Below are 15,179 nucleotides of genomic sequence, written 5' to 3'. Positions count from 1 at the left end.
GCTTCGTACCCTAGTCGGCCACCGACCTGCGATGTCTTTCGTTGAAGGACACCGAACACCACCAACTATGCCCACACCCGTGTTGCATGTCAGTCGTCATTATGGGGGACAATTCCGGCATTTCCGGTCCGTATCCGCTGATCATGTCCCCCGAGCGAGGGGATACCGACCGGGAAGTGCGCCCTGCAACGCGTTCCGGTCGCCCGCGCACCAGGGGTACATCAGCGGAGTGATCGGCCCCAGGCGCCCGGTCCGTGGTCGAGCGGGCGGCGCAGTCCGCGGGCTGCGGCGTCCCACCCGGTGCGGGGCTCGACGACCACCGCAGCGCGACCGGCGGCCGCGGCCTCGTCGGCCTGGCGCTGCAGGACGGCCACGACCGCGGCGAGCTCCTCGGGCGTGGGGTCGCCGGAGACCACCCGGACGTCCGCCACCGAGGCGGGCTCGTCCGAGGGCACGGCTGCTGCGTGGCGACCCATCAGGCCGCGGGAGCGTGATGATCCCGTGCGCGGCGATTCGACCGGTTCCATCAGAGGGGGATGTTCCCGTGCTTCTTCGGGGGCAGTGTGGCGCGCTTGCCCCGGAGCGACCGGAGGGCCTTGATGACCGACACCCGGGTGGCGTGCGGCTGGATGATGCCGTCGAGCTCACCGCGCTCGGCCGCCAGGTACGGGGACGCGACGTTGTACGTGTACTCGTTCGCGAGCTTCGTGCGGACCGCGGCGACGTCCTCGCCGGACTCCTCGGCGCGCTTGATCTCGGCGCGGTACAGGATGTTGACGGCACCCTGGCCGCCCATGACGGCGATCTCGGCGGTCGGCCACGCCAGGTTGATGTCGGCACCGAGCTGCTTCGAGCCCATCACGATGTACGCGCCGCCGTAGGCCTTGCGGGTGATGACGGTGACGAGCGGGACGGTGGCCTCGGCGTAGGCGTACAGCAGCTTCGCGCCGCGGCGGATGACGCCGGTCCACTCCTGGTCGGTGCCGGGCAGGTAGCCGGGCACGTCCACCAGGGTCAGGATCGGGATGCCGAAGGCGTCGCAGAACCGCACGAAGCGGGCGGCCTTCTCGCCGGCGTCGATGTTCAGCGTGCCGGCCATCGCCTGCGGCTGGTTCGCGATGATGCCGACCGTGCGGCCCTCGACCCGGCCGAAGCCGATCAGGATGTTCGGGGCGAAGAGCGGCTGGACCTCGAGGAACTCACCGTCGTCGACGATGTGCTCGATGATCGTGGTGACGTCGTACGGCTGGTTCGTCGAGTCCGGGATCACGAGGTCGAGCTCGTGGTCGGCGTCGGTGGTCTCGAGCTCCGGGGCGACGTCGTAGGCCGGCGGGTCGGACAGGTTGTTGTCCGGCAGGAACCCGATGAGTGAGCGCGCGTAGTCGAGCGCGTCGGTCTCGTCCTCGGCCAGGTAGTGGGCCACGCCGGAGACCGCGTTGTGGGTCTGGGCGCCGCCGAGCTCCTCGAAGCCGACGTCCTCGCCGGTGACGGTCTTGATGACGTCGGGGCCGGTGACGAACATGTGGCTGGTCTTGTCGACCATGATGACGAAGTCGGTCAGGGCGGGGGAGTACACCGCACCGCCGGCCGCCGGGCCCATCACGATGGAGAGCTGCGGAATGACACCGGAGGCCTGGGTGTTCAGGCGGAAGATCTCGCCGTACTTGCCGAGCGCGACGACGCCTTCCTGGATGCGGGCGCCGCCGGAGTCGAGGATGCCGATGATCGGCACGCCCGTCTTCAGCGCGTGCTGCATGACCTTGATGATCTTCTCGCCGGCGACCTCGCCGAGCGACCCGCCGAAGACCGTGAAGTCCTGCGCGTAGACGGCGACGTTGCGACCGTGGATCGTGCCGACGCCGGTGACGACCGCGTCACCGTAGGGGCGCTTGGCGTCCATGCCGAACGACGTGGTGCGGTGCCGCACGAACTCGTCGAACTCCACGAAGGAGTTCTCGTCGAGCAGCTGCTCGATGCGTTCGCGCGCGGTGCCCTTGCCCTTCGCGTGCTGCTTGGCGATGGCGGATTCGCCCGCGGCGGTCACGGCCTCGTGGTACCGGTCGCGGAGGTCGGCCAGTCGGCCGGCCGTCGTCGACAGATCGGGGGAGTCTCCTGAAGTCACCCGCTCACCCTACCGGCGGGTGGGACGGTGCCGGTTGGAGGACCCCCACGGTTCCTGCCCGTACATTTGCGTGCATGTCCACATCCCCGTCGCCGTCCTTCCCCGCCACCAGCGCGGCCGTCCGGGCGGCGGGCGGGACGATCACCACCCCCGCCGAGACCGGGTCCACCAACGCGGACCTGCTCGCCGCCGCCCCCGAGCAGCAGCACGGCAGCGTCGTCGCGACCCTGCACCAGACCGCGGGTCGGGGCCGGCTGGACCGCACCTGGACCGCTCCGGCCGGTGAGACGCTCGCCGCCAGCGTGCTCGTCCGTGCGGACCTGGACGACCACGACCGCGGCTGGTTGCCGCTGGTCGCCGGGGCGGCGATGCGCGATGCGATCGCGTCGGTGCTCCCCGCCGGCGCCGACGTCGTCGTGAAGTGGCCGAACGACGTGCAGGTCGCCGGGGACAAGGTGTGCGGGATCCTCTGCCAGGTCGCCGCCGACGGCAGCGTCGTGGTCGGGGCCGGCGTGAACCTGACGATCCCGGCGGACCGGCTGCCCACCCCGACGTCCACCTCGCTCCTGCTCGCCGGCGCGGTCGACGACGCACCCGCCCTGGCCGACGCGGTCCTGGCCGCCTTCCTGCGGTCCGTCCTGGAGGCGGTGGCCGGCCTGGTCACGGGTGGTCCCGCCGCCGAGACGGTCCGGTCCCACGTCCGCGCCGCGTGCGGAACGATCGGTCGCCGCATCCGCCTCGAGCTGCCGGACGGCACCGTCGAGGAGGCCGACACGACCGGCATCGACGACGCCGGCCGCATCACGATCCGGGACCAGGCGGGCGTCACCAGGGGCGTCGCGGTGGGGGACGTCACCCACCTGCGGTATGCATGACGGCATGACCGCCGAGCCCCCGCCCGAACGTGTCGTCGCACGCCTGCGACCGCACGCCCGTCGGCTCGTGCGCCCGGCGGTGTTCGTCGTGCTCGTCACCGCCGCCGGCGGGTTCGGCTTCGGCGTGTTCCAGGCGCAGCTGGCGTGGCTGAACGCCGTCGTCGCGCTCGTCGTCGTGGTGCTCGTCGTGTTCGGTGGCGCCGTCCCGCTGTTCCGCTGGATGTCGGAGCGGTACGTCGTCACCACCCGTCGCCTGGTCGTGGTCAACGGACTCGGCACGCGCACCCGCAGGGAACTCCTGCACTCCCGCGGCTACGACGTCACGGTGCGGCGCCGCGGGCTGCAGGGGCTGTTCCGCTCCGGCGACGTGCTCGTGTTCCCCGGGGACGACCCAGCGGTGGTCCTCGCCGACGTGCCGCACGCCGACCTCGTCGTCGCCGTCCTGCACGACCTGGTGGAGGCGTACGAGGCCAGGCGTCGGCATCGTGAACCGGACTGGGACGAGATCGTCGGCGGTCCGGACCGTCCGCCGTGGGGCGACGTGCGGGCCTGACCCGGCGGCTGCGAGCGTCACTGCGGGCGTCGCCGGGGGCGCCGTGATGAGACTTCGGCGAGAAACCGGTACCTTCTTCGACGTGCGTATCTCTGTGATCGGCTGCGGCTACCTCGGTGCCGTGCACGCCGCCTCCATGGCCAAACTCGGACACGAGGTCGTCGCCGTGGACGTCGACCCCACCAAGATCGAGCGGCTCGCCGCGGGCGAGGCCCCCTTCTTCGAGCCCGGCCTGCCCGAGATCCTGACCGAGGCCCTCGAGTCCGGTCGGATCCGCTTCACCACCGACATGGCCGAGGTGGCCGGTGCCCGCGTGCACTTCCTCGCCGTCGGCACCCCGCAGGGTCCCACCGGCGCCGCGGACCTGACCTACGTGAACGCCGCCGTCGCCGCGCTCACCCCGCACCTGTCCGCCGGCGAGTTCGTCGTCGGCAAGTCGACCGTGCCCGTCGGCACCGCCGCACGTCTGGCCGCCGAGGTCAGCGAAGCCGTCCCCGGTGCCACGCTCGTCTGGAACCCCGAGTTCCTGCGTGAGGGCTTCGCCGTGCAGGACACCATCGCGCCGGACCGCTTCGTCTACGGCGTACCGGACGGCGAGGCCGGCGAACAGGCCGTCGCCGCCCTCGACGAGGTCTACGCCGAGGCACTGTCCACCGGCACGCCCCGACTCGTCGTCAACCTGCCCACCGCCGAGCTCGTGAAGATCAGCGCCAACGCGTTCCTCGCGACCAAGATCTCGTTCATCAACTCGATGGCCGAGATCGCCGAGGTCGCCGGTGCCGACGTCACGGCGCTCGCCGACGCGATCGGCCACGACGCCCGCATCGGCCGCAAGTTCCTGAACGCCGGCCTCGGGTTCGGTGGCGGTTGCCTGCCGAAGGACATCCGTGCGTTCCAGGCGCGGGCGAACGAGCTGGGGGTCGGGGAGTCCCTGGCGTTCCTCGCCGACGTCGACGCCACGAACCTGCGTCGTCGCGCGCACGTCGTCGAGCTGGCGCAGGAGCTGCTCGGCGGGGTCGTCAGCGGCAAGCGCGTCGCGGTGCTCGGCCTGGCCTTCAAGCCGAACTCCGACGACGTGCGCGACTCGCCGGCCCTCGACATCGCAGCCCGCCTGCAGGAACTCGGTGCCGTCGTCTCGGCGTACGACCCCGAGGCCGTCGTCACCGCCCGCCGCGTGCACCCCGAGCTCGACTACGTCGAGAGCGCGGCCGAGGCGCTGGGCGGGGCGGAGCTGGTGCTCGTGCTCACCGAGTGGACCGAGTTCCGCGAGCTCGACGCGACCGCCGCCGCCGCGCTCGTGGCGTCGCCGGTCGTCATCGACGGCCGCAACTGCCTCGACCGTGACGCGTGGACCGCTGCCGGCTTCACGTACCGCGGCATGGGACGCTAGCCCCGACCGACCGGAGGCCCGGTGCCGGTCCGTGGGACCGGCACCGGGCCTCCAGTGCGTCCGCCGCGTCGTCAGCCGATGGCCGCGCGCAGCACCGCCCGGTAGCGCTCGCCGATCCGTTCGGTGGAGAACTCCGCTGCCGAGACGACGGCCTGCTCCTGGTAGCGCGAGCGCGCTGCGTCGTCGGTGAGCACGCGCTGCAGTGCTGCGCGGAGTGCCGCGACGTCCCCCGGGGGCACGAGCACGCCGGACACGTTGTCCTGCACGACGTCCCGGATGCCCGGCAGGTCGCTCGCCACGATCGCGGCCCCGACCGCAGCTGCCTCGAGCAGGGTGACCGGCAGCCCCTCCTGGTCGCCGTTCGCCGCGGGGATCGACGGCACCGCGACGACGGTGGCGGACGCGAGGGTCTCGAGCACCTCGGTGCGGCCCCGCTGGCCCAGGAACGTCACCGGCAGCCCCGCTGCCTGCTGCTCGAGCTGGGCGCGGTAGGGGCCGTCGCCGACGACGGTGAGCCGCCAGGGCGCGTCGTCGCCCAGGCCGCGGAGCGCCTCGACCAGGTTGCCGAAGCCCTTCTTCTCGACCAGACGACCGACCGCGACGACGTGGTGCTCCTGCGGCGCGACGCGGGCGCGGGTGTCGCGGGCCGGGCCCAGATCGACACCCATCGGGATCACGGTCGAGCGCGAGTCGGGAACGCCCCACTCGGTCAGACGCTCGCGCATCTCGGAGTTGACGGTGGTGACGTGCGCCGACCGTCCGAAGATCCAGCGCTTGAGCCGGACCAGGGGAGCCGCACGGAGCGCGTAGATGTCCCCGCCGTGGGTCGTCACGACGACGGGCACGCCCGGGGCGGCCAGCGTCGCGACGAGGGCCTGCGGGATGGCCCAGTGCGCGTGGATGACGTCGGGCCTCGCGGAGCGCACCACGCGCCGCACGGCCAGGTACTGCGCGAGCACCAGCGCGGGCACCTGCACGATGCGGGAGCGCCGCTCCTTGAGGTTGTCGAGGATCGCGCCGTCGGCCAGGTCCTCGAAGCGACGCGGGAAGTACGGGTAGCGGCGCACCGCGACCTCGCCGATGCGCTCCTTCGCGGCACCGCCGGGGACACGGGGAGTGAGCACGAGGGTGTCGAACTCGGTGGCCTCCTGGTGGGCGAGGTCGAGCACGAACGCCGGCACGCCGTCGTCCGGACGGGCCGGGAACGTCGAGCCCAGGACGAGCAGGCGGGGGCGCTCCTGGCGGGAGCGGGCGGAGCGAGTGGTGCGGGACATCGTGCCTTTCCGGGGCTGGCGGGGACGGTCCGGTAGGCTCTCACCCCGTGCGCGTACTGATCCACAATAGCGATTCGCCCCACAACCGCGGGGACCGGGCGATCCTCGCCGGCAACGTCGAACTCGTCCGCCGCCGGTGGCCGGACGCCGAGATCGTGTCCCTGTCCCAGTACCCCGAGCGGGACGCTGCCTGGTTCGGGATCCGGTTCCTGCCGGTCTCCCCGTACAGCACCGGCATCGGCGACCTGTTCGCGCTGCTCCGTGCCGCTCGCGGCGCCGACGTGGTGCTCTGGGGCGGCGGCGAGATCCTGAAGGACTACACGAACAAGCTCGGCCTCGTGTACTGGTTCGGCAAGATGCTGCTCGTCCGTTCGGTCAACAAGAACCTCGTCGGGGCGTTCCAGGGCATCGGCCCGACCACCGCCGGGGTCAGCAAGCGCCTGATCCGCGCCACCGTCGACCTCTGCAGCGCGTTCGCCGTCCGTGACGACGAGTCCCGCGAGAAGCTCCTGTCCTGGGGTGTGACGACGCCGATCGTGTCGTCCTTCGACCCCGCGGTCGTCGGGACGGTCACTCCGCCCGACGCGGACGTGCTCGAGCGGCTCGAGCGCACCACGGGCCTGACGGCCGAGCAGCTCGAGGGCTCGATCGGCTTCGGCGTCCGTCGCTGGTTCCACTACAAGCGCAGTGGCTGGATCCCGTTCCGGTTCCTGCCGAAGCGCTTCCGCCAGACCGGTGTCGACAGCGACAAGCTCGTGACGTACCGGCAGGCCGTCGCCGACCTGGCCGACCGGGTCATCGACCGCTGGGACGCCGACGTGGTGTTCTACCCGATGCACATGGAGGCGTCCGAGGGCGACGCCGCCTTCGCCCGCGAGGTCATCGCGCTGATGCGGCACGCCGACCGCACCCACGTGGTCGAGGCCGACGAGTTCTCGCCGTCCGAGTACGCCGGGCTGATGTCGCGCAGCCGCCTGTTCCTGGCGAGCCGCCTGCACTCGGCGATCGTCGCGACCATCGCCGGGGTCCCCGCCGCGGTGCTCTACTACGTCGACAAGGGCCGGCTGTTCTTCGAGCAGATGGGCCAGCAGGCCTACTCGAAGCCGATCGAGGCCGCACTCGAGCCCACGTTCGTCGACGACGTCACGGCGCAGCTCGAGGCGCTCGACGCAGACCGCGACGCGGTCCGCGCGCAGCTCGCGCAGGGCGTTGCCCGCATGGCGACCGCCCTCGACGCCGACTTCGCCGAGGCGACGCGCGACGTCCGCTGACACTGTGCGCTGACACGGCGGGTGCGAACCCGCGCCCGTGACGGACAGGAGGCCCGTGGCGACACCGCCACGGGCCTCCTGTCCGTTCGTGGTGGCGGAGCGCCGGGGGCGCGCGCCCCTAGGCTGACGACATGACCGAGCGTCGATCCCTCACCGTCGCCGGCGGCGTCACCGCCGCCATCGGCGGAGCCATCTCCGGAACCGGGGCGCTGATCCTCACCGTTTACGCCGCGACCGGCGGGAGCTTCCCGTTCGGTGCGGCGTTCCTCGTCTTCGCGGGTGGGCCGTTCCTGCTCGTCGGCGCGGTGCTGGTCGCCGTCGGCTGGTGGCAGGGCCGTCGGTCGCAGCGCCGTCTCTGACGGGCGTCAGCTCGTCCGGGACGCGAAGCGCTTCAGGTATGTGATGTCGTTGCGGTAGACGTCCTGGTCGCCGGGGAGCGTGCCGCTGGCCGCCCACTGCCAGAAGGTCCACTTCGACCAGCTGCGTCCGAGGGTGCCGGGGGTGGTGAAGTTCTTCACCGGGTAGATCGCGACGAACAGCGGGTTCTTCGAGAACTGGTTGCTGTTGTTCGTGCAGCGCTTCCACCAGTCGGTCGTGGTGTAGATCGCGGGGTACCGACCCGTCTTGGCGACGACGGTCCGGTTGAAGTCCTTGATCCAGCTGCGCATCGACGACCACGACTTGCCGTAGCAGGTGCCCTGGGCAGCGCTGCCGTACTCGATGTCGAGCAGCGGCGGCAGGGTCTTGCCGTCCTTGCTCCACTGGCCGCCGTGGGCGAAGAAGTAGTTCGCGGTCGCGGCGCCGCTCGCCTGGCTCGGCTGTGCGTAGACGTAGCCGCCGCGGTACAGGTTGCGCTGCTTGGCGGTGGCGTACTGCTGCTTGTAGGTGGAGCTGACGTACGAGGTGCCCTCGGTCGCCTTCACGTACACGAACCGGGCGCCGTTGCGGTACGCCTGCAGGAAGTTGACGCTCGGCTGCCACGCGCTGATGTCGAAGCCCTGCACCCGGCCGGGAGGTGGCCCGCCTGCGGTGGCGGCAGCGGCCGACGAGCTGAGGGACTGTGCGCTCACCCCGCCGCCCGAGGTCGCGTCGGGGGAGGTCGTCACGTGGGTCTCACCGGCGTGGGCGGCGATGCCGGCACCCATGGTGTGGTTACCGGTGCGGTCCATCTCGGCGATGGAGAGCTGCTGACCGGTGTCGGCGGGTTCCGTTGCGGTCGCGCCGACCGCCGGGCCGCTGCCGAAGGTGATGGCCCCGGCGACGGCGGCAGCGGTGCCGAGTCCGAGGATCCTGCTGATGGGTGCGCGCATGTGGTCTCGTCTTCCCTGTCGAGATGCCGTGGGCCTGATCTCCCACGCCGCGGTCCGAGCGATGCTACCCGGCCTCGGCGACACCTGTCCGTGAGACGCAGCCGGACGGCGTCGACTGCAGCGCCCGTGTCGGGGCTAGCGGGCGGTGCGGGTGCCCTCGTCGGCCGTCTCGACCTCGGGCAGGCGCCCGCGCGAGGAGACCTCGCGGGTAGCGTGCTTCTGCCGGCGGTTCAGGAAGTTGCGCTCCACGAGCCACCACATCCCGACGCAGATCGCCAGGGTGATCGGGATCACCACGAAGACCATCATCAGGAACTGCCACTTCGGGTACAGGCCCATCGGCAGGAGCAGCAGGTTGCCGAGTCCGAGCAACGGGCTGTGGAAGAGGTAGATCGTGTACGACACGAGGCCGGCGAGCACGAAGGGCTTCCAGGCGAAGAACCGTGCGAGCCAGGTGTGCTGCCCGGTGACCGCCTTGCGCCCCATCCAGGTCAGCAGGATGCCGGCGAAGATGCCGAGGACGACCTCGGACGGCCAGGTCTGGTGCTGCCAGTAGTCGCGGTTGCGGAAGAAGACGAGGAGCATGCCCACGAACATCGCGGCCACGAACACGCCGCTCTGCCACCGCGGCCCGCCGAGCTTCGAGGTGTTCAACTTGCCGGTCAGGTGCTCGTCACGGGCCTTCACCGTGAGCTCGGCCGCGAGCATGCCGACCGCGAAGAGGCCGACGAACCACGGGTGCATCCACGAGTAGCGGCTCTCGGCGCCCATCCACATGCCGATGAGGACCAGCGAGGACGCGGTCGCCCACCCGCCGAAGACCTTCCAGAGCGGCAGGATCAGCAGCGGCATGAGGAAGTAGATCTGCCACTCGACGGCGACCGTCCACATCGGGCCGTTGATCTTGCCGATGTACTGCGGGAAGAAGTCGTGCACCAGGAAGAAGTGCGTGAGGAACGTGCCCCAGCCCATCGGCAGCTTCGTGTCCCACTGGGTGCCGCCGGGCTGCCCCATCACCGGGACGAACAGGATGATGAGCGCGAAGACGACGAGCGACGCCCAGTACGGCGGGATGATCCGTCGGGCGCGGCGCCAGATGAACTTCCAGAAGCCGCCGGGCAACCGGTAGCGGTCGAACCGGGTCACGACGGGCAGCATCAGGACGTAGCCGGACAGGACGATGAACAGCGGGACGCCGAGGTAGCCCCACCCGATGAACGGTCGGAGCCACGGCAGTTCGGTGGGCCCGGTGCCGGTCGTCCCGGTGAAGAGGTACGCGTGGTAGAACACCACGGCCAGGGCGGCGAGACCGCGGAGCCCGTCCAGGTACGGGAACTCGAGCCGACCCCCGGCGCGGGGAGCGGCGGCCGTCGGTTCGGCTGCGGATTCGGCTGCGCGGGTTTCGGTGGCCAACGAACGTCCTCGAGGTGGTCGGAGCGGGGTCCCCGGCAGTCTCCCACACGCCGAGCGGGGCTCGCGATCCGCCTCGGTGCGGTCCGACAAGCGAACGGATGTCATGATGAAGCACGTGACCGTGACGACGACCGCACCACCGCAGATCACCCACGAGCCCGCACGACGGCGTTCGGGGGCGGGTGCGCGACGGTACCGGCACGTCGTCGCGCCCCTGATCCTGGGCGTCCTCGTGGTGATCGGGGTCGCCCTGAGCGCCGCCGTGGCCTACCACAACCGCCTCGGCGTGACGAACGTCGACGGGATCTCCTACATGGGCATCGCGCGCGAGTACGCGAACGGCTGGCTGCCCGACGCGATCAACGCGTACTGGTCGCCGCTGGTCTCGTGGATGATGGCGCCGTTCATCGCGCTCGGCCTCGGTATGCAGACCGCCTTCGCGATCGTGAACTGCTTCGCCGTGGCCGTCGTGCTCGGCATCGGCGGGTGGCTGGTCTGGTCGCAGAACCACCGCATCGTCCCCGCCGTGCTCTTCATGGTCACCGCGATCCCCGCCCTGATGAGCGCCGTGTCGGTGCAGACCCCGGACCTGCTCGTCGTCGCGTGGGTCGTCGGGTTCCTCTGGGCGCTCCGGTGGGCCGACCAGGCGCTGCACGGCTCGACGCGTGCGCGGGTCGCCTCCGGCGCGGTGCTCGGCGTCGTGGCCGCGCTCGGCTACTTCACCAAGCTCTTCCTGCTGCCCGTGGCCGTCGGCGCCGTGATCCTCTGGTTGCTGCTGCGCGTCTGGTCCGCCCGCCGCCGCCGCGAGCCCGTCCGGCACTGGTGGACGGCCCCGGTCGCCACGATCGTCGTGTTCGCCGTCGTCATCGCCCCCTGGGTCGGCGCGCTGACCCTCAAGTACGGCACGGTGACGCTCGGGTCGTCGCTGTCGGTCAACATCGGTTCGAAGTTCGACGACGGCGGCCGTGCCACGGACTGGCCGTTCCTGCCGGTCCCGCCCAACGACCACGCCTTCTCGCCCAACGAGGACTTCACCCCGTCGGTCTACAAGCAGGGCCCGATGGACAACCCGGACCCCGCCGTGGTGCCGCCGCCCACGCAGTCGACCACCGAGGACACCGCGCCGAAGGTCACGAAGGAGTCCGGCATCGCGGCCCGCGCCGGGTACTACCTGCACGAGCGCATGCTCGCCCTGCCGTACTACCTGCAGAAGATCAGCACCTTCGCCCCGTTCGCGGCGCCGATCGCCCTGCTCTTCGCGGCAGCACTCGTCATCGGTGTCGTGCGGTTCCGCCGCTACGCGTTCACCTGCATCGTCGCGGCGACGACCCTGGTGTACTTCGTCGGCTACGGCATGATCACCTCGTCGTCGAGCGGCGGTGGCAACGCCCGCTACTACTGGCCGCTGTTCTACCTGACGGCGATGATCGGGGCGCTCATGCTGCCGGCCGTCTGGCGGCTGGTGCGCCGTCGAGGCGTGGTCCGCACGATCGTGGCGTGCGTCGCGATCGCCGTCGTGCCGATCGCCTCGTACACGCAGAACTGGTTCGGGTCCCCGGCGCCGTTCTACCCGTCGGTCAACCGCACCGAGGCGCTGCGCGTCTTCGGACCGACCGACGTGCCGGAGATCGTCCGGCTCGCCGACCAGATCCGGGCGAGCGGCGCGCTGCCCGAGGACGCCACCGTCATCGGCTCGAACTACCGCTCGCTCTCCTCGCTCGCGTTCCTGACCGACACGCGTGTGTACGGTCGCTCAGGTCAGGGCTACACGTACCACTCGGACGCGATGCGCAACCTGTTCATCGACGAGGGCGTGCAGTACTTCGTGCAGTTCGACCCGGCGACCGCCCCGGCGCGCGACTACTCGGTGGCCGGCAAGCTGGTCGGCACGTACAACGCGACGATCTCGTGCAGCGCGGACCGCTCCACCGACCCGGAGATCCCCTGCCGCGTGCAGATCGTCAAGCTCGCCCGGTGACGCTCGACCGGTGACCGTGCCCGTGACCCGCACCCTGCAGCAGCACCGCAGGGAGTGGCCCGCCCCACCGTCTACCATGACCTGAGCCCGTGACCTGAGCAGGAGACCCGTTTGTCCGCAAGCACCAGCGACACCCCCGCGCCCGAGGGGAAGCGTCCGTCGAAGCGACGACGATTCCTCGGCAAGGCGATCCCCATCGTCTTCTACGTCCTGCTCGCGGTGTTCCTCGTGCTGTACCTGCGCGGCGTCGACTGGGGACAGCTCGCCGGGCTCGACTGGCAGTGGTCCTGGGTGGTCGTCGCGACGGTGATCAGCCTCGGGTTCCGCTACTGGGGCGTCGGCATCTGGTTCTACCTGCTGCGACGGCTCGGTGCGACCGGGCTCAAGGGCAGCGGCGTCACCCTGACGTACGTGTACGCGAAGTCGTGGATGGGCCGCTACATCCCCGGTGCCGCGACCTGGATCATCGGCAAGGTCTACTTCGCCTCGAAGCACGGCGTCTCGAAGGCGCGGCTCGGTGTGAGCGGCCTGCTCGAGGGTGCCCTGCAGATCGCCGCCACCCTGGCCCTGGCGCTCGTGCTGCTGCTCATCGACCCGCGCACGCACGACCTCGACCCGTGGCTGATCGTCCTGATGATCGCGGCCTTCGTCGGCTGCGTCGTCTGCCTGATCCCGCGCGTGTTCGTGTTCCTGATCGGCATCGCGCTGAAGGTCCTGCGTCGCAAGCCGCTCGAGGCCGACGTCAGTCCGAACCTCGGCACGGTGCTCGGCGGCGCCGGGCTGTACGTCGCCGGCGCGGTGCTCTCCGGAACGGCCTACTACTTCATCACGCTGGCGGTGTACCCGTCGCTGAAGCTCTCCGACGCGGCGTTCGTGATCGGTGCCGCGAGCATGGCCTCGGCGATCAGCATGCTGGCCGTCTTCGCCCCCGGCGGGCTCGGCGTCCGCGAGGGCGTGCAGGCCCTCCTGCTGGCGCTCGTGATGCCGGTGCCGGTCGCCCTCGTGGTGGTCGTGGTCACCCGTATCTGGAGCCTGGCGGTCGACGGACTCTTCCTGCTCTGCGCTGCGGCCCCGACGTGGTTCCGGCGCAACCGCCCCACCGACGACCCCTCCGCGGTCGAGGGCGGCGTCCCCGCCGCCTGACGCGTCGCTTCGTGAGCAGCAATGGTCGGGTCCGGATGACGGACCCGACCATTGCTGCTCACGGAGTGGGGCACCGGTCGCGCGTGACGACGGACGGGAGGCCCGTGCCAGCTGGCACCGGACCTCCCGTCCGTCCCGTGGGTGCGCTCACCGCACGCCGCGCGCCGTCCGCAGAGGGGTCACGAAGTGTCGTCTGCGGCCTCGCCTGCCGACAGTTCGCGACCCCTCGGCGCCGCCTGCGGCACGTCGTGCCACCGCGGCGCTCCGCGGCCGCGCGTGTCAGCGGACGGGAACTGTCGTCGACAGGGCGCGACGGTCGGCGCGCGCGACCTGCACGACCGACGCGACGAGCCCCACCGCGACCAGGGCCACGACGACCACGAGCACCGCGGGTGGCACCGGCCCGATCTCGGAGTACCGCAGCAGCCCGCGGCCCGTCACCGGGAACAGCGCCGCGTTCCAGAACCAGGCCGACGCCACCGCGAAGCCGTACACGCCCACCGCGGGCAGCACGACGGCCAGCGCCACCGCGGCCCAGGTGCGTGCCCGGCCGGCCGGCACCAGTCGTCGCCACGCGAGCGCGCTCAGCACGATCAGGCAGATGATCGCGGGGAAGTAGTACCGGCCCTGGGTGGCGGCGACCTCGGTGGTGGTGAGGTACGAGTGCGCGCTCGTGCGGTTCTGGATGCCGATCAGCAGCGCCGGGAACACCGCGAGGCACAGTGCCACCCGCAGGTCCGGACCCCGGCGGAACGCCCAGCCGACGAGCACCACGAGGGCGACCAGGGTCAGGACGGCGGTGAGCAGGTCGCCGATGGTCACCTGGGCCCGACCGCCGAAGCTGCCCCAGAACGTGCGCGACAGGGTGCCCCAGCTGACGTCGAGGAAGTGTCCGAGCGTGGGGCTCTCGCCGGGCGGGAAGTCCTTCGGGGGCCGCATCGCCGTGTAGCCGTTCGGCTGGATCCGGCCGTACGACACGACGTTGTGCAGCCACCACCAGGCACCGATGCCGCCGGAGACCGCCATCGTGACGACCGTGCGGACGATCCGTTGCCGCAGGGAGAGGACCCCCGCACCAGCGAACAGCACCACCACCGCGACGAACGGCACCGCCGGCAACCCGGTGCCCTTGATCCAGACCAGGGCGCCGAGGACCACCGCCAGTGCGATCGTGGTGCGCCAGCGTATGTCGCCGGTGAGCAGACGGGTGGCCAGCCAGACGACGATCCCGGCGACCAGCAGCACCGGGGCGTCGTTCGAGAACGACGAGCCGATGGACGCGAGCTCCGGCGTCGCGAACACGGCGAGGGCCCCGATCAGCGCGGCGCGGGGGCTGCGGGTCACCCGGCGCACCGACGCCCACGCGAGCAGGGGGAGCGCGGTGACGGCCAGCACGTCGGCCAGGCGGAGGGCGATGAACGCGTGGTCCCAGCGGAGCTCGCCGAAGTCGACGGCCCGGAGCACGGCGGCTCCGGCCAGGTAGGCGGTCGGCGGGTGCTGGGTCATCTGGTTGACCGTCGCCGAGGGTCCCGGCGCGTTCTGCAGCAGCTCGCTCACCGTCGACCACTCGTCGGACGGCTTCGTCGCCTGTTCGACCTTCGCGGCCTGCACGGCGTTGGTGACGTGCAGCTCGCCGGGGGCCGCCCACGCGTCACCGAGGGCGACGTGCACGGCGGCGTCGATGTGCGCGGTCTCGTCCGGGGCCTCGAACACCGGGACGAGCAACGCCCACGCCACCAGCCAGAGCCCGAAGGTCGCCGTGATCACCGCGATCGCGACACGTTCCCAGCGCGCGGTGCGGGGTGGGGTGGGGGTGGTGGTCGTCTCGGCCGTCACCCCACCGATCCTAG

General features: G+C 71.2%; 13 protein-coding genes. 7 read left to right on the top strand and 6 right to left on the bottom strand.

Going from position 1 to position 15,179, the window contains the following annotated elements; translation table 11 throughout:
• Positions 1-221 precede the first annotated feature (221 nt).
• Both DEJ20_RS12325 and DEJ20_RS12320 read right to left on the bottom strand, forming a co-directional pair.
• A complete protein-coding gene (locus tag DEJ20_RS12325; RefSeq protein WP_051596908.1) occupies positions 222-476 on the bottom strand; it encodes an acyl-CoA carboxylase subunit epsilon in 255 nt (84 codons plus the stop codon).
• Positions 477-526: 50 nt separating this feature from the next.
• Entirely contained in the window at positions 527-2,122 is a 1,596-nt protein-coding gene (locus tag DEJ20_RS12320) for an acyl-CoA carboxylase subunit beta (RefSeq protein ID WP_111235535.1), read from the bottom strand.
• Between the two features lie 74 nt (positions 2,123-2,196).
• Here DEJ20_RS12320 and DEJ20_RS12315 point away from each other — a divergent pair, with 74 nt between their 5' ends.
• The 3 genes from DEJ20_RS12315 (at position 2,197) to DEJ20_RS12305 (ending at position 4,940) form a co-directional block, all read left to right on the top strand.
• Positions 2,197-2,997: a biotin--[acetyl-CoA-carboxylase] ligase gene (locus DEJ20_RS12315; RefSeq protein WP_111235534.1), complete on the top strand. Its 801-nt coding sequence runs from the start codon at positions 2,197-2,199 to the stop codon at positions 2,995-2,997.
• Between the two features lie 4 nt (positions 2,998-3,001).
• A complete protein-coding gene (locus tag DEJ20_RS12310) occupies positions 3,002-3,550 on the top strand; it encodes a PH domain-containing protein (protein WP_071244247.1) in 549 nt (182 codons plus the stop codon).
• An 82-nt stretch (positions 3,551-3,632) separates the two neighbouring features.
• On the top strand, positions 3,633-4,940 hold the full coding sequence (locus tag DEJ20_RS12305; protein WP_071406414.1) for a UDP-glucose dehydrogenase family protein: 1,308 nt from the start codon (positions 3,633-3,635) through the stop codon (positions 4,938-4,940).
• Positions 4,941-5,011: 71 nt separating this feature from the next.
• On the opposite strand, the gene DEJ20_RS12300 is transcribed toward DEJ20_RS12305, so the two are convergent.
• Complete coding sequence (locus tag DEJ20_RS12300; protein WP_111235533.1) at positions 5,012-6,214, bottom strand: glycosyltransferase; 1,203 nt, start codon at positions 6,212-6,214, stop codon at positions 5,012-5,014.
• Between the two features lie 47 nt (positions 6,215-6,261).
• Between DEJ20_RS12300 and DEJ20_RS12295 the strand changes: the two genes are divergently transcribed.
• Positions 6,262-7,485 (top strand): polysaccharide pyruvyl transferase family protein, encoded by a 1,224-nt coding sequence (locus tag DEJ20_RS12295; RefSeq protein ID WP_111235532.1) that lies wholly within the window; start codon positions 6,262-6,264, stop codon positions 7,483-7,485.
• Positions 7,486-7,616: 131 nt separating this feature from the next.
• Complete coding sequence (locus DEJ20_RS12290; protein ID WP_111235531.1) at positions 7,617-7,844, top strand: hypothetical protein; 228 nt, start codon at positions 7,617-7,619, stop codon at positions 7,842-7,844.
• A gap of 6 nt (positions 7,845-7,850) precedes the next feature.
• Here the strand turns inward: DEJ20_RS12290 and DEJ20_RS12285 are convergent, their stop codons facing one another.
• Together DEJ20_RS12285 and DEJ20_RS12280 are read right to left on the bottom strand one after the other, a co-directional pair.
• Positions 7,851-8,795, bottom strand: a complete 945-nt coding sequence (locus DEJ20_RS12285; protein ID WP_111235530.1) for a GH25 family lysozyme — start codon at positions 8,793-8,795, stop codon at positions 7,851-7,853.
• A gap of 135 nt (positions 8,796-8,930) precedes the next feature.
• A complete protein-coding gene (locus DEJ20_RS12280; protein ID WP_181431562.1) occupies positions 8,931-10,208 on the bottom strand; it encodes an acyltransferase family protein in 1,278 nt (425 codons plus the stop codon).
• Positions 10,209-10,314: 106 nt separating this feature from the next.
• Between DEJ20_RS12280 and DEJ20_RS12275 the strand changes: the two genes are divergently transcribed.
• Both DEJ20_RS12275 and DEJ20_RS12270 read left to right on the top strand, forming a co-directional pair.
• Positions 10,315-12,186, top strand: a complete 1,872-nt coding sequence (locus DEJ20_RS12275; protein ID WP_111235528.1) for an ArnT family glycosyltransferase — start codon at positions 10,315-10,317, stop codon at positions 12,184-12,186.
• 111 nt (positions 12,187-12,297) lie between these two features.
• Positions 12,298-13,329, top strand: a complete 1,032-nt coding sequence (locus tag DEJ20_RS12270) for a lysylphosphatidylglycerol synthase domain-containing protein (protein WP_111235527.1) — start codon at positions 12,298-12,300, stop codon at positions 13,327-13,329.
• 279 nt (positions 13,330-13,608) lie between these two features.
• Here DEJ20_RS12270 and DEJ20_RS12265 read toward each other — a convergent pair whose 3' ends face one another.
• The gene (locus DEJ20_RS12265) at positions 13,609-15,165 is read right to left on the bottom strand and encodes a DUF2142 domain-containing protein (protein WP_111235526.1); all 1,557 of its coding nucleotides are present in this window, start codon (positions 15,163-15,165) and stop codon (positions 13,609-13,611) included.
• Positions 15,166-15,179: the final 14 nt, after the last annotated feature.

The sequence above is a fragment of the Curtobacterium sp. MCSS17_005 genome (assembly GCF_003234225.2).
GTDB classification, from domain to species: domain Bacteria; phylum Actinomycetota; class Actinomycetes; order Actinomycetales; family Microbacteriaceae; genus Curtobacterium; species Curtobacterium flaccumfaciens.
The sequence above is the reverse complement of the archived record's forward strand: the minus strand, read 5'-3'. Positions and strand labels throughout refer to the sequence as shown.